General features: G+C 68.4%; 13 protein-coding genes. 6 read left to right on the forward strand and 7 right to left on the reverse strand.

The genetic code is table 11. The features are described 5' to 3' along the window. Nucleotides 1-303 precede the first annotated feature (303 nt). Genes cofD through npdG form a run of 3 tightly spaced genes read right to left on the reverse strand, consistent with a single transcriptional unit; the run spans nt 304 to nt 2,709 of the window. The gene (cofD, locus tag AAFL97_RS04015) at nt 304-1,254 is read right to left on the reverse strand and encodes a 2-phospho-L-lactate transferase (RefSeq protein ID WP_341643821.1); all 951 of its coding nucleotides are present in this window, start codon (nt 1,252-1,254) and stop codon (nt 304-306) included. Further along, complete coding sequence (gene cofE, locus AAFL97_RS04020) at nt 1,251-2,018, reverse strand: coenzyme F420-0:L-glutamate ligase (protein WP_341643822.1); 768 nt, start codon at nt 2,016-2,018, stop codon at nt 1,251-1,253. Before cofE ends, cofD begins: the two co-directional genes overlap by 4 nt. Before the next feature lie 10 nt (nt 2,019-2,028). Beyond that, on the reverse strand, nt 2,029-2,709 hold the full coding sequence (npdG, locus tag AAFL97_RS04025) for an NADPH-dependent F420 reductase (protein WP_341643823.1): 681 nt from the start codon (nt 2,707-2,709) through the stop codon (nt 2,029-2,031). Nucleotides 2,710-3,014: 305 nt separating this feature from the next. On the opposite strand from npdG, the gene AAFL97_RS04030 reads away from it, so the two are divergent. Next, complete coding sequence (locus AAFL97_RS04030; RefSeq protein ID WP_341643824.1) at nt 3,015-3,308, forward strand: antitoxin of toxin-antitoxin stability system; 294 nt, start codon at nt 3,015-3,017, stop codon at nt 3,306-3,308. Continuing rightward, a complete protein-coding gene (locus tag AAFL97_RS04035) occupies nt 3,305-3,589 on the forward strand; it encodes a type II toxin-antitoxin system RelE/ParE family toxin (protein WP_341643825.1) in 285 nt (94 codons plus the stop codon). Before AAFL97_RS04030 ends, AAFL97_RS04035 begins: the two co-directional genes overlap by 4 nt. A 279-nt stretch (nt 3,590-3,868) precedes the next feature. Here the strand turns inward: AAFL97_RS04035 and AAFL97_RS04040 are convergent, their stop codons facing one another. From AAFL97_RS04040 to AAFL97_RS04055, 4 genes are read right to left on the reverse strand one after another with little or no spacing between them, the layout of a single operon-like run. Next, nucleotides 3,869-4,333 (reverse strand): nuclear transport factor 2 family protein, encoded by a 465-nt coding sequence (locus tag AAFL97_RS04040; RefSeq protein ID WP_341643826.1) that lies wholly within the window; start codon nt 4,331-4,333, stop codon nt 3,869-3,871. Nucleotides 4,334-4,355: 22 nt separating this feature from the next. Then, entirely contained in the window at nt 4,356-6,488 is a 2,133-nt protein-coding gene (locus tag AAFL97_RS04045) for an oxidoreductase (RefSeq protein ID WP_341643827.1), read from the reverse strand. Between the two features lie 7 nt (nt 6,489-6,495). Then, nucleotides 6,496-7,326 (reverse strand): alpha/beta fold hydrolase, encoded by an 831-nt coding sequence (locus tag AAFL97_RS04050; protein WP_341643828.1) that lies wholly within the window; start codon nt 7,324-7,326, stop codon nt 6,496-6,498. A 36-nt stretch (nt 7,327-7,362) separates the two neighbouring features. Next, nucleotides 7,363-8,697: a spinster family MFS transporter gene (locus AAFL97_RS04055; RefSeq protein WP_341643829.1), complete on the reverse strand. Its 1,335-nt coding sequence runs from the start codon at nt 8,695-8,697 to the stop codon at nt 7,363-7,365. Nucleotides 8,698-8,976: 279 nt separating this feature from the next. Here AAFL97_RS04055 and AAFL97_RS04060 point away from each other — a divergent pair, with 279 nt between their 5' ends. From AAFL97_RS04060 to AAFL97_RS04075, 4 genes are all read left to right on the forward strand, one after another. Then, nucleotides 8,977-9,711, forward strand: a complete 735-nt coding sequence (locus tag AAFL97_RS04060) for an SDR family NAD(P)-dependent oxidoreductase (RefSeq protein ID WP_341643830.1) — start codon at nt 8,977-8,979, stop codon at nt 9,709-9,711. An 11-nt stretch (nt 9,712-9,722) separates the two neighbouring features. Then, on the forward strand, nt 9,723-9,929 hold the full coding sequence (locus tag AAFL97_RS04065) for a hypothetical protein (RefSeq protein ID WP_341643831.1): 207 nt from the start codon (nt 9,723-9,725) through the stop codon (nt 9,927-9,929). After that, a complete protein-coding gene (locus AAFL97_RS04070; RefSeq protein WP_341647090.1) occupies nt 9,926-12,262 on the forward strand; it encodes a long-chain-acyl-CoA synthetase in 2,337 nt (778 codons plus the stop codon). Before AAFL97_RS04065 ends, AAFL97_RS04070 begins: the two co-directional genes overlap by 4 nt. Nucleotides 12,263-12,488: 226 nt before the next feature. Next, complete coding sequence (locus tag AAFL97_RS04075) at nt 12,489-12,704, forward strand: hypothetical protein (protein ID WP_341643832.1); 216 nt, start codon at nt 12,489-12,491, stop codon at nt 12,702-12,704. Nucleotides 12,705-12,728: the final 24 nt, after the last annotated feature.

A 12,728-nucleotide genomic window follows, 5' to 3' on the forward strand; every position in this document is an offset into this window, starting at 1 on the left:
CGCTCCTGCGGCGATGCCCGGCAGGCGGCTTGCGCCGTCGCTGCCGGGGTGGCCGAAACAGGTGTCGAAAGAGAAAGGCATGGCTCGTGTCCGCATGGTCTTGGTGAGTTCCTGGGGAAAATTGAATCACCTCAGGTATGGCCGCCGCTACTCGCTTTGGCGCCTTGTTCCGTCACTGGTGTAGCGGTGAAAATCTTTATGAATCAGATGTCTGCGGAGCAAGCGCCGATGCTTTTTGAATGAAACTGAAAAAGCTCGGTTTTTGCGGCGGACGCCGGCGGGATGCGGCGTGTCCGTCGAGGCTCAGCGCAGGGCGCGCAGGCGGCGGGCGAAGTCCAGGGTTTCGCCGGCGACGCGGACGCGGTCGGCCGGCGTCAGCATCAGCGTGTCGGTGACATGAACCGGCTGGGCGATGCGGGCGCGCAGTGCGGCATCGCGCACGTCGAGCACGAAGCCGTCGAGCAGCTCGCCGTAGTGGCGGGCGATCTCGTCGGCGCTCACCGGGATGCCGAGCTCGGCCATGATCTTGGCCGTCGGCCCTTTCACCGCGGCGCCGCCGACCAGGGGCGAGACGGCGACGACCGGCACGCCGGCCGCGCGCAGCGCTTCGCGCAGGCCGGGGACGGCGAGGATCGGAGCGATGCTGAGATAGGGGTTGGAGGGGCAGATCACGATCGCGCCGAGCGCGGGGTCGGCCAGCGCCTGCAGCAGCGCGGGGCAGGGGCTGGCCTTGTCGGCACCGACGAATTCGATCGAGCGTGTGACTGGCCGGCATTGCAGGCGCACGAAGTAGTCCTGGAAGTCGAACACGCCCTCGTCGCTATGCACCCGGGTGCGCAGCGGCTGGTCGGACATCGGCACGATGGCGGCGGCGATGCCGAGGCGGCGGACGAAGTCGTCGACGATCGCCGACAGCGGCTCGCCCGCGGCCAGGCGCCGGGTGCGCTCGACGTGGGTGGCCAGGTCGCCGTCGCCGAGGCGGAACCAGGTCTCGCCGCCGAGCTGCTCCAGCGCCGCCATGAAGGTCCAGGTTTCGTCGCGGCGGCCCCAGCCGGTTGCGGGGTTGGCCAGGCCGGCCAGGGTGTACAGCGCGGTGTCGATGTCCGGCGAGATGTGCAGCCCGAGATGGCTGAAGTCGTCGCCGGTGTTGACGGCCACGCTCAGCTGGCCGTCGCCGACGGCCTGCATCAGTCCGTCGGCGAGCTTGGCGCCGCCGACGCCGCCGCTCAGGGCGAGGATGTGGGTACCCCTCATCGGAACAGGTCCGCTTCCAGCGGGCGCAGCAGCGCCCTGGCGTCGGCCAGCGGCGCGTCGGGCATGAAGCCTTGCGCCACCGCGACCGGCAGGCCTTCGCCGCCTTCGCCCATGACGATCGCCGCGCCGGCTGCGATCGCGTCGGCGAAGGCGGTCTGGGTGACCTGCAGCGTGCGGCCGTGGCGGTCGTGGTCGCCGCGGCGGTCGATCAATGCCGGGATGCCGGCCGCGCCGAGCGCGACGTTGACCACGCCGTTGCGCCAGGGGCGGCCGAAGCTGTCGCTGACGATGACGCCGGCGGCCCGGCCGGTCAGCGCCTGCAGCGCGTCGCGCAGCGCGGCCGCCGACGCGTGCGGGTCGAGCGGCAGCAGCAGCGCGCGTTCGCGGCCTGCTTCGGCGGGCACGTTCGACAGGTCGATGCCGGCGTTGGCCATCACGTAGCCGAGGCGGTGGCGCACGATCAGCACGCCGGGCACCGCGCGCAGCACGTCGCTGGATTCGGACAGCACCAGCTCGACGATGCGCGCGTCCTTGCCGGTGACCGCTGCCAGCTCGCGCGCCCTGGCCGAAGGCGAGACTTCGTCCAGCCAGGCGAAGCGGTCTTCGGACTTGGAGACGATCTTCTGCGCCACGACGACGATGCTGTCCGCCGCCAGCGTGATGCCGTTGTGCGGCAGCGCGGCGGCGATCAGCGGCGCCAGCGCGTCGCCGGGCCGGATCTCGGGCAGGCCGGCAAGGGCGTCGAAACTCAGGCGGCGTCCCATGGCGGTATGCTCAGGCGCCGGCGTTCAGGTCGAGTTCGCCGGTGATGCACAGGCCGGCGCCGTCGACGCGGTAGGTCTTGTTCAGGAAGATCAGCACCGAGGTCATTGCCTCGGCCGCCGCCGAATTGGCCAGCGCACCGCCGTGCAGGCCGCGCAGGCCGGCCGCATCGGCGAGGGCGACGACTTCGGCGCGATCGTCCCTGTCGTCGCCGAACACCAGCACGTCGCAGGCGATGTGCTCGTCGGTGGCGAGCTTGTGCGCGGCGACGTTGTGGAAGGCCGACACCACGCGCACGGCGTCGCCCAGCGCCTGCTGGGCGCGCACCGCGGCGCTGCCTTCGGGCGGCAGTTGCACCCGCATCACTTTTGGCGGCAGCAGCGGCACCGTGGTGTCGATGAGGATCTTGCCGGCAGCGGCGTCGCGGATTTCGGCGAGGGTGGCGAGCTGCGAGGCGAAGGGCACGCTGACGACGATCAGTCCGGCGCGGGCGGCGACTTCGGCATTGCTGCCCGAACCGACTTCGGCGCCGGTTTCCGCCGTCAGCGCGGCGGCGGCCTCGGCGGCCCTGGCGGCATCGCGCGAGCCGATCGCCACGCGCAGGCCGGCCTTGGCCCAGCGCCGGGCAAGCGCGGCGCCCAGCTTGCCGGTGCCGCCGATGACGCCGATTGTCCGGGTGTTGTCGATGAGCATCTGTCCGTCTCCGTGGAAGTGGGCGCGGCGGCGGGAATGCCGGGCCGCGCGATGCTTCCTACGCTACGAGAGCGGGCAGGGGCGGAGCATCGTCCGATCGGACGAGAGAGCATTGGGTGGAACATCCGTCCCTTCTCGTAGAAAAGGCACCTTGTCGGCCGATCAGATGCAGGAAGACCCCTGCATCGCTACAACCATGAGTGGCCCTACCAAGGGCGGTTTTCTATCTCCCAATGACTTCAGGCCGACCAGTCGCGCATAGGGTATATACTTCGTCAGTACCGTTGTACGTAGCGAGGTGGATCATGCCCAAGCAAGCCGTTTTCACAATGAAGCTGGAACCAGAGCTCCGCGACGAGTTCATGGCCGAGGCTGCAGGTGAGGACCGACCGGCCTCCCAGGTCGTGCGCGAGCTGATGCGTCGCTACATCGAGGAGCGGCGCCAGGCGCGCGGATACGACGAATTCTTGCGGTACAAGGTCGACATCGCCCGCCGGCAGAAGGATGCCGATCAGCACTTTTCCAATGAAGAGGTGGAAGCCGCCGCGGCCGTGCGTAGGGAGAAGCTGCTGACTCAGGCCGGTAAGGCTGGCCTGTGAAAATCCGATGGACTGCCGCCGCGCGGCAGGATCGTGATGAGATCGTCGAGTACATCGCCATCGAGAATCCGCTAGCAGCGCTCAAGATGGATGAACTCTTCAGCGAGGCGGCCGGCAGGCTCAAAACCTTCCCCAAGCTCGGCCGCACAGGGCAGATTCCGGGCACCCGCGAGTTGTATCCGCATGGCAGCTACCGCCTGGTGTATGAGATCGAGGGCGATACCGTGTGGGTGCTGACGCTGGTTCATACCGCCCGCCAGTGGCCCCCTGCAGCAGAGTAAGCCCGTCACCCTGTCCTTGGGCCACCTCGTGCCCTTCGTTACTCACCGTCCGACCTGCTCCGATAGATGGTAACCGTGATCTGCTTTTTCAGCGCCACGGGCGCGCTTACCCGGGCGAACACCACTTCCGGGTAGTTCGTGCTGGCGGATGCGAAAGCGATGTCGCCGAAACCGAGCAGTTGGCCGAGCCCAGACTGACGGTGTGCGCCGCGATCACGATACGCTGCTGATCGGCGGTGACGAGGAAGATTGGGCTGCCGCTTTGGCCGGGCTCGGTGTCTAGTGTGCAGTCGTCGGCTTGCGCAGGCTGCCCGCCTGCAGGTGCTGGCTCATGTCGCCGCGGAAATCCAGGTGGCGGTAGTCGCGGGCGACGAACCGCCAGTTGCCGTCGACGCGGGCGAAGCGATCCAGGTAGCGGCCGCTGGCGATGATCTGCAGCGGCAGCGCGTCGGTGGCCTGCAGCACCGTGTAGCACGAGCGTGCCTCGGCGGTGCCGGCTTCCTCGTCGATGTCGAGGATCGGGTTGGTGATCAGGTGCCGCGTGCGCGGTGTGCCGCAGGGGTAGATGACCAGGATGCGGCGCCACAGCGCCAGCAGCCCGTCGGCGTCGAGCGGCTCGCCGGCACCCGCTTCGATGCGGGCGTGGCGGAACAGCGCGGCGGCGTCTTCCAGGCGGCCGCCGTCGATGGCTTCGGCGTAGCGGTACAGCAGGTTGCAGATTTCGGTGGCGGATGATTGGCTCATCGGAGGCTCCGGGGTGAGGGGTTCAGGCCGACAGGCCGGCGAGCATGCCCGACCGGACCGCGCCTTCGATGTAGCCGATGCGGGCGCCGTCGCCCACCGCGCTGACCGGCACGCCGGCGGCTTCGAGGCTGCGGGCGAGGCTGTCGTCGGGGCGGGCGCCGACCGCGAGCACCACCGATTCGGCGGCCAGTTCGTGGCGGTTGCCGTCGGCGTCGGTGTAGTGCAGCGTCTTCTTGCCGATCGACTCGATCTTCACCCGGGTGTGCAGGATCACGTCGTGCCGGCGCAGGGTGTCGAGCACGCGCCAGCGGCGCACGATCGACAGTTCGCGGCCCAGGCTGGGGCCTTCTTCCAGCACCACGACTTCGCGGCCGCGATCGACGAGGAATTCCGCCAGTTCCAGCCCGACCAGGCCGCCGCCGACGATCGCCACCTTCCTGCCCAGCGGCATCCACACCCGCGACAGGTTCTGGATGGCGTCGGTGCTGTCGGTGACGCCGACCAGGCTGCCGGCCTTCATCAGCGCGCGCTGGGTGAGCGACAGCTTCTGGCGGGCGATCTCGTCGGCGCGGTCGTCGGTCATCAGCCGCCGCAGTTCGTCGCCCGACCAGACGTGGCCGAGCTCGGCGCCGGGAATCGGCGGCGCGCTGCGTTCGGCGCCGGTGGCGACGACGACCGCGGTGGCGCCGATGCTGCGCACCAGCTCGGGCGTGGCGGTGGTGTTCAGGCGCACGTCGATGTCCAGCTTCTTCATCTGCGTCGCCAGGTAGTCGAGCAGCGCGCCGTTCTCGGCATAGGCCAGCGCGGCGAAGAACAGCGTGCCGCCCAGGCGGGCGCTACGCTCGACCAGGGTCACCTTGTGGCCGCGCAAGGCGGCGCTGCGGGCGGCTTCCATGCCGGCCGGGCCGCCGCCGACGACCAGCACGTGGCCGGGTTTTTCGGCCGGCAGCAGGCGGATTTCGGACTCATGGCCGGTCATCGGGTTGACCGCGCATTTGACCCGCTCGTTGACGAAGATCTGGCTGACACAGGCGTAGCAGTAGATACAGGGGCGGATGTCCTCGGGCCGGCCCTCGATCAGCTTGCGCGGCAGTTCGGGATCGGCCAGCAGCTTGCGCGCCATGGCGACGAAGTCGCACTGGCCGGCGGCGACGGCGTTGTCGGCGACTTCGGGCTCCAGGCGGCCGACGGCGATGACCGGGATCGCCAGCTTGTCCTTGATCTCGGCCGCCCACTGCAGGAAGCCCGCCTTCTGCTGCACCAGCGGCGCTTCGGTGAAGGCGACGCCGCTGCTGGTGTTGGCGTAGGCCGACACGCTGACCGCGTCGCAGCCGGCGGCTTCGGCCATGCGGGCGAAGGCCTTGGCCTCGTCCAGCGTGATGCCGCCTTCCATGTGCAGCTCGCAGGCGTCCAGGCGCAGCCACAGCGGGTAGCCGGCGCCGACGCGGGCGCGCACCGCGGCGATGACTTCGAGCATGAAGCGGGCGCGGTTCTGCAGCGAGCCGCCGTATTCGTCGTCGCGTTTGTTGAAGTGGCCGGACAGGAAGCCGGCGATGATGTAGGTGTGGGCAGCGTGGAGCTCGACGCCGTCGAAGCCGGCGCGGCGAGCGCGCTCGGCGGCGGCGGCGAACCATTCCACCATCTGCGCGATGTCGGCCTTGTCCATGACGCGGATCTTCACGCCGGACTTCTCGCGGCTCTTGGACGAACTGATGAAGGCGCCCAGCTCCTCCTGCGTCAGCGCGGCGAACATGTCGGTCTTCGTCGCCGGCGGCATCGACGGCACCCACAGTTCGCGGCCTGCGGCGAGGTCGCGAATCGAGCTCTTGCCGGCATGCTGGAGCTGGATCGCGATCTTGGCGCCGTGCTTGTGCACACGGTCGGTGATGCCCTGCAGGCCGGGGATGAAGCGGTCGTCGGACAGCCCGACCTGGTAGGGCTCGGCGGTGCCCAGCGGATAGGCGATGGCGCCCACGCCCATGACGATCAGCCCGGCGCCGCCGGCGGCGCGCGCTTCGTAATAGGCCTGGATGCGTTCGCCGCAGGTGCCGTCGGCTTCGGCGAAGTTCGACCCCATCGGCGCCATGACGATGCGGTTGCGCACCTCCATGCTGCCGATGCGGCCGGGCTGCAGCAGATTGTCGAAAGCGCCCATGGTCTGCTTACCCCTCGGTCAGGAAATCGATGCAACTGCGGTTGAACAGCTCGCGGTGCTCGACCTGCACCCAGTGCCCGCAGCGGTTGAGCAGGATCATGCGCGCGTCGGGCGCGTTCTCGATCAGCTTCAGCGCGCCGGTGTGCGGGTTGAACTTGTCGTTGCAGCCCCAGAAACCGAAGATCGGCGCTTGGATCTCATACAGGCGTCCGGTCATGTTCGGCACCATCATGGTCGAGAACAGGTTGGCCGGCTGCGACGGTGCGATGGCGGCGCGCTCGGTGATGATGGTGTCGTCGAGCAGTGCGGGATCGAACACTTGCAGGCTCATGACGTGGCGCATCTCGGCCGGCCCCATCGGCCCCTTGGCGAAAGTCTCGACCATGCGCACGATGCCTTCCATGCGGAAATAGGTCTCGCGTTCCTCGACGCCGCCGGGCGCCATCAGGATCAGCCGCTCGACCGTGTGCGGATGCGCCAGCGCCTGGCCGAGCGCGATCGCGCCACCCAGCGAATTGCCGAGCAGGGTGCAGCGCTCGACGCCGATGCAATTCAGGAAGGCGTCCAGGCTGGCGACGAAGAAGTCGAGGTCGTAATGCACGTCCGCCGGCTTGTCCGAACGGCCGAAGCCGGGCAGGTCGAGCACGATGTTGCGGAAACCGGCGGCGGCGAAAGCCGGGTAGTTGCCCTTGAAGTTGCTGTAGCCGCTGGCGCCGGGGCCGCTGCCGTGCAGCCAGACCACGACCGGCCCCTGGCCGACGTCGAGATAGTGCAGGCGCAGGCCATTGCCGAGTTCGGCGAATTGGCCGAGCGGGATGGGCAGGTCGGGTGGGTTCATGCGGATGTCTCCTGTCGATTCGGGGGCGCCGGGTGTTCAGGCGCGGGTTTCGGCGGCCTGCAGCGAAGCGCGCAGCTTCACCTGGCGGCGGTAGGCGGGAATGGCGATCGCCAGGCACAGCGAGGTCAGCGCATACAGCCCGACCGTGCTGACCAAGGCGTAACGCAGTGCCTCCGCGCCTGCCCTGGCGGTGAAGAAGTCGCTGAGGCCGCCGACGACGATCGGGCCGAGGCCGACGCCGAGCAGGGTCATGCCCATGACGAAGATCGAGGTCGCCTGCGCCAGGCGGTTGGCCGGGAACAGGTGGCTGATGGCGCTGAAGCAGGGCGCGGCCCACCAGGTGCCGGCGAAGCTGAAGCCGAGGTAGAACAGGTAGGCCTCGGGCACTGCGATCGAACCGAGATGGAAGGCCGTGCCCGCCGGCCACAGGTAGAAGGCCGTGGCCAGCGGCACGCTGACGAGGCAGGCGATCAGCGGCACGCCGAGCTGCCAGCCCGGATTGCGCGCGACCAGGCGGTCGGTGACGCTGCCGCACATCAGGGTGCCGACGGTGGCACAGATGCCGCCGCCCAGGCCTATCAGCAGGCCGGCGTGCTGCATGTTGAGGCCGTGCGAGCGGATCAGGAAGCTCGGATTCCAGGTGCCGACGGCGTAACCCATGACGGCCGCCAGCGTGCCGGCCAGCACGATCAGCAGGAAGGCCGGGGTGGCGAGCAGCTCGCGCAAGGTGTCGCGCCAGTTTTCTTTCGCGCCGCTGGCTGAAGCGGCGGGCGCCGGCGCGGCCGGGCTGCGCACCGTCAGCCACAGCAGCAGGCCGAGCAGCACGCCGGGCGCGCCGATGATCAGGAAGGCGCTGCGCCAGCCGTAGGTCTGGGCGATCCAGCCGCCGAGGCCGAGGCCGAGCACCGCGCCCAGGCTCGGCCCCATCAGGAATACCGACATCGCCCGCGAGCGCTGCTGCGGCGGATACATGTCCGACACCATCGCCACCGACGGCGCGGTGCCGCCGGCCTCGCCGACCGCGACGCCGATGCGGAACAGCAGCAGCATCATGAAGCTGGTGGCCACGCCGCACAGCATGGTCATGCCGCTCCAGGCGATGCAGGCCAGCGCGATCACCGGCTTGCGGCCGATGCGGTCGGACAGGCGGCCGAAGGGAAAGCCGAACACCGTGTAGAAGATCGCGAACGCCACCCCCGACAGCAGGCCGATCTGGGTGTCCGAGATGCCGAATTCGAGCTTGATCGGTTCGATCAGGATCGAGATCACCAGGCGGTCGATGTAGTTGAAGACGTAGATGACCGCCAGTACCGACAAGGCGTAATGGGTGCGCCAGGTGGTGCGGGGTGGGTGGCCTTGGCTTGCGTTCACGAACTGCCTCCTCGGCAAGGTTCCGGAATGAAGGCGGAGCGGCGCCGCCTCGAAGTGCTGCGTATCGTCGGTGTCCGCCCGGTGCGCGGCATCGTCCATTCAGACGACGGCGCGCCATGCCGCCAAGCGGCTGCGAAGCCGCCGGCATGGGCCGAGTCCGCCGGCATTAGTCTTAGTGGACGATGTCCTGCCTCCTCAAGCCGAGAAAACTGCGTTCCACATGGCCGGTCGTCCGCCGCGAGGGCGGACCCGGAACGGACATACGCAAGGAGGCGAAAGATGAGTTTTGCGGACAAGGTGGTTTTCGTGACCGGGGCCGGGCAGGGCATGGGGCAGGCGATCGTGCATCATTTCGGCGCTGCCGGGGCGAAGGTCGTCGCGGCCGACATCAATGCCGATGCTGCCGCCGCGGCCGTGGCCGGATTCGGCGACAGGGGGCTGGCGCTGGCCTGCAATGTGGCCGAGCCGGCTTCGGTCAAGGCCGCCTTCGCCGCCGTCGCCGAGCGTTTCGGCCGTGTCGATGTCGTCGTCAATAGCGCGGGCGTCGGTTCGGTCGATGCCTTCCTCGACACGCCGGACGACAACTGGCTGCGCGTCGTCGGCGTCAATCTCACCGGCACCTTCCTGTGCTGCCGCGAGGGCGCACGTCTGATGCAGCAGAGCGGGGTCAAGGGCGCGATCATCAACGTGTCGAGCACCGCGGCGATGTCGGGCGAGGGGCCCAGCCACTACTGCGCGTCCAAGGCCGGGGTCATGGGGCTGACACGCAGCATCGCGCGCGAGCTTGCCGCCAGCGGCATCCGCGTCAACACCATCGTGCCGGGGCCGACCAACACGCCGATGATGGCCGGCATTCCCGACGAATGGATGCAGTCGATGATCAAGGCGATTCCGCTCGGCCGCATGTGCGAGCCGGAGGAGATCGCGCGCGTCGCGGCTTTCCTCGCCAGCGAAGACGCCGGCTTCATCACCGGGCAGAACATCGCCGTCAACGGCGGCATGGCCTTCATCTGAGCGGTGCCGACATGACGACGCTCACGCCTCCGGCTTCCGCGGCTTCGGCCCCGGCCGACCTGCTCGCGCGCATCGACCGCCTCGAATCGCTCGATGCCATCCGCCAACTGGCCGGCAAGTATTCGCTGTCGCTCGACATGCGCGACCTCGACGCCCATAGAACCTGTTCGCGCCCGACATCCGCGTCGGCCGCGAAAAAACCGGGCGCGCCCACCTGAAAACCTGGACGGACGACACCTGGCGCAACCAGTTCTCGGGCACCTCGCACCACCTGGGGCAGCACATCATCGAGTTCTCCGATCCGGATCACGCCACCGGCGTGGTGTATTCGAAGAACGAGCACGAGACCGGCCCGGAGTGGGTCGTCATGCAGATGCTGTACTGGGACGACTACGAGCGCATCGACGGCTGCTGGTATTTCCGCCGCCGCCTGCCCTGCTACTGGTACGCCTCCGACCTCAACAAGCCGCCGATCGGCGACCGCAAGATGCGCTGGCCGGGGCGCGAGCCCTACCAGGGCACGTTCCATGCGCTGTTCCCGTCCTGGCAGGAATTCTGGGCCCGGCGCCCGGACAAGGACAGCCTGCCCGAAGTGGCCGCGCCCGCGCCGATGGAGAAGTTCCTGGCGACGATGCGCCGCGGCACCCCGATCCCCGGATCCGCGTGCGCTGAAGCGGCGCGCGTCCATTCGACGAACAAGCTGGAGAGGCAGATGCCCGAATCCAAGCCCTTCAAGAGCCCGGCCGGCGGCGTCGTGCCGCGCGACGAAACCCAGGCCAAGCTGGACCTGCGCTCGCGCGCGGCGATGCAGATCAAGCCGGGCGATCTGTATACCGTGGCGGACCGCGTCGAGGAACAGGCCGCCAGACTCGGCGGCAAGGACTTCCTCATCTACGGCGGGCAGCGTTTCAGCTATGCCGAACTGGATGCGCGCGCCAACCAGGTCGCGCACGCGCTGCACGGCTACGGCCTGCGCTGCGGCGACGTCTGCGCGCTGGCGATGGAGAACCGGCCGGAGTTCTTCTTCTACTGGTTCGGCCTGGCCAAGCTCGGCGCCGTCGTCGCCGTCATCAACACCCAGGTCAGTGGACGCCCGCTGGTGCATGCGCTGGAGGTGGTCAAGGCCAGCGCGGTGATCGTCGGCGAGGAATGCCTGGCCAATTTCGCCCTGACCGAGGGGCGGCCGGAACAGCCGCTCTACCTCGTCGCCGATGCCGAAAAGCCGGCCGAGACCGAACACCGCAGCATCGTCGCGGCTGACATCAGCACCGAAGTGGCGGCGGCGCCGCACACGGCCTTCCCGCGCGAGGGCCGCGCCGGCGTGCGCGCCGAGACGACGATGCTGCTGATCTTCACCTCCGGCACCACCGGCCTGCCCAAGGCGGCGCGCTACAGCCACATGCGCTGGATGTCGTCGGGCGACGTCATGGAAGTGACGCTGGACGCCGGCGAGCACGACGTCTTCTATTGCTGCCTGCCGCTGTACCACGGCGCGGCCGCCACCTCGGTGACTTCGACCGCATTGAAGGCCGGCGCCAGCATCGTGCTGCGGCGCAAGTTCAGCACGCGCGAGTTCTGGCAGGACGTGCGCCGCAACCGCATCACCGTGGTGCAGTACATCGGCGAGATCTGCCGCTACCTGCTCAACGCCCCGCCGCAGCCCGAGGACAGGGACCACAGCCTGCGCTGCATGTTGGGCGCGGGCCTGACGCCCGAGAGCTGGGGGCGCTGGATCGAACGCTTCGGCGACGTGCAGATCTTCGAGGGCTGGGGCTCGACCGAGGCCAACACCTCGGTGATCAACATCGACAATCATCCCGGCTCGGTCGGCCGCATCCCCTACTGGGAAAAATCCAATTTCCGCCTGATACGCTACGACGTCGAAACCGACAGCCACCTGCTCGACGCCGACGGCCGCTGCATCCTGTGCCAGCCGGGCGAAGTCGGCGAAGGCATCGGCTTCATCGTCGATCATCCGGAGATCGGCGCCGGCCGCTTCGAGGGCTATACCTCGGCCGAGGCCACCGAGAAGAAGATCCTGCGCAACGTCTTCGTCGATGGCGATGCCTACTGGAGCTCCGGCGACCTGCTGCGCTACGACGAAGAAGGCTATTTCTACTTCGTCGACCGCATCGGCGACACCTTCCGCTGGAAGAGCGAGAACGTGTCCACTGCCGAGGTGGCCGATGCGCTGGCGGATTATCCGGGCATGGAGCTGATCAACATCTACGGCGTGCAGGTGCCGCAGCACGAAGGCCGCGCCGGCATGGCGGCGATCGTGATGCAGCCCGGCCACGTGTTCGATCCCAGGCGCTTCTACGAACTGACCGAGCAGCGCCTGCCGCGCTACGCGGCGCCGCAGTTCGTGAGGGTGTCGAGCGTGGCCGACCTGACGACCACCTTCAAGCTGCGCAAGGTCGACCTGCAGCGCCAGGGCTACGACCCGGCAGCCTTCGACGATCCGCTCTACGTCCGCGACGAGAAGGCCGGCACCTACCAGCCGTATTCCGAGGACGCGCTGAGGAATGCGGGCCTGCCGCCCTTCGCCTGACAGCTGGCGGGACAGCTTTCGCTGCGCGAAAAGGGGCCTGCGGGCTCCTTTTTCGTGCTCTTCGCAATCTAGTCCTTTTGGACGATGAGCGTCTTGCGCGCTGCGCGCATTCTCCGTTTCACGCAGGAGGAGGCAGTCGGATGGCAGTCGCGACAAAGCGGCGTCGTACCGGAACCCTGCGAGACCCCAGCGCGGATCGCGCACCGCAGGAATCGAGGAGAGGCACATGGTCATCACCAAAGTCATCGTTTTGAGCGCAGCTCTGGGCGGCATCGCCGGTTTTGCAACCATGCTCGACGAAGGGCATGGGCGCGTGGTCGATTCGCTAGTGCAGATGCCGGCGGGCTGTCAGGCCGGTGAAGTGAAAACGCATTGCCAGCATGCCGGTTCGCCCGCCAAGGCCTCGGCCGGCCAGTTCTTCGCGATGCTGTCGTCGCACTGAATTCCGCCGCGCTCCGCGGTGCCG

The sequence above is a fragment of the Thauera sp. SDU_THAU2 genome, from assembly GCF_038260575.1.
GTDB lineage: Bacteria > Pseudomonadota > Gammaproteobacteria > Burkholderiales > Rhodocyclaceae > Thauera.

What these genes read in the sequence shown, in the direction of transcription:
- cofE (WP_341643822.1), bottom strand. Translation starts at nt 2,018, where the DNA reads ATGGGACGCCGCCTGAGTTTCGACGCCCTTGCCGGCCTGCCCGAGATC.
- AAFL97_RS04075 (WP_341643832.1), top strand. Translation starts at nt 12,489, where the DNA reads ATGGTCATCACCAAAGTCATCGTTTTGAGCGCAGCTCTGGGCGGCATC.
- AAFL97_RS04045 (WP_341643827.1), bottom strand. Translation starts at nt 6,488, where the DNA reads ATGGGCGCTTTCGACAATCTGCTGCAGCCCGGCCGCATCGGCAGCATG.
- AAFL97_RS04065 (WP_341643831.1), top strand. Translation starts at nt 9,723, where the DNA reads ATGACGACGCTCACGCCTCCGGCTTCCGCGGCTTCGGCCCCGGCCGAC.
- AAFL97_RS04030 (WP_341643824.1), top strand. Translation starts at nt 3,015, where the DNA reads ATGCCCAAGCAAGCCGTTTTCACAATGAAGCTGGAACCAGAGCTCCGC.
- npdG (WP_341643823.1), bottom strand. Translation starts at nt 2,709, where the DNA reads ATGCTCATCGACAACACCCGGACAATCGGCGTCATCGGCGGCACCGGC.
- AAFL97_RS04060 (WP_341643830.1), top strand. Translation starts at nt 8,977, where the DNA reads ATGAGTTTTGCGGACAAGGTGGTTTTCGTGACCGGGGCCGGGCAGGGC.
- AAFL97_RS04040 (WP_341643826.1), bottom strand. Translation starts at nt 4,333, where the DNA reads ATGAGCCAATCATCCGCCACCGAAATCTGCAACCTGCTGTACCGCTAC.
- AAFL97_RS04050 (WP_341643828.1), bottom strand. Translation starts at nt 7,326, where the DNA reads ATGAACCCACCCGACCTGCCCATCCCGCTCGGCCAATTCGCCGAACTC.
- cofD (WP_341643821.1), bottom strand. Translation starts at nt 1,254, where the DNA reads ATGAGGGGTACCCACATCCTCGCCCTGAGCGGCGGCGTCGGCGGCGCC.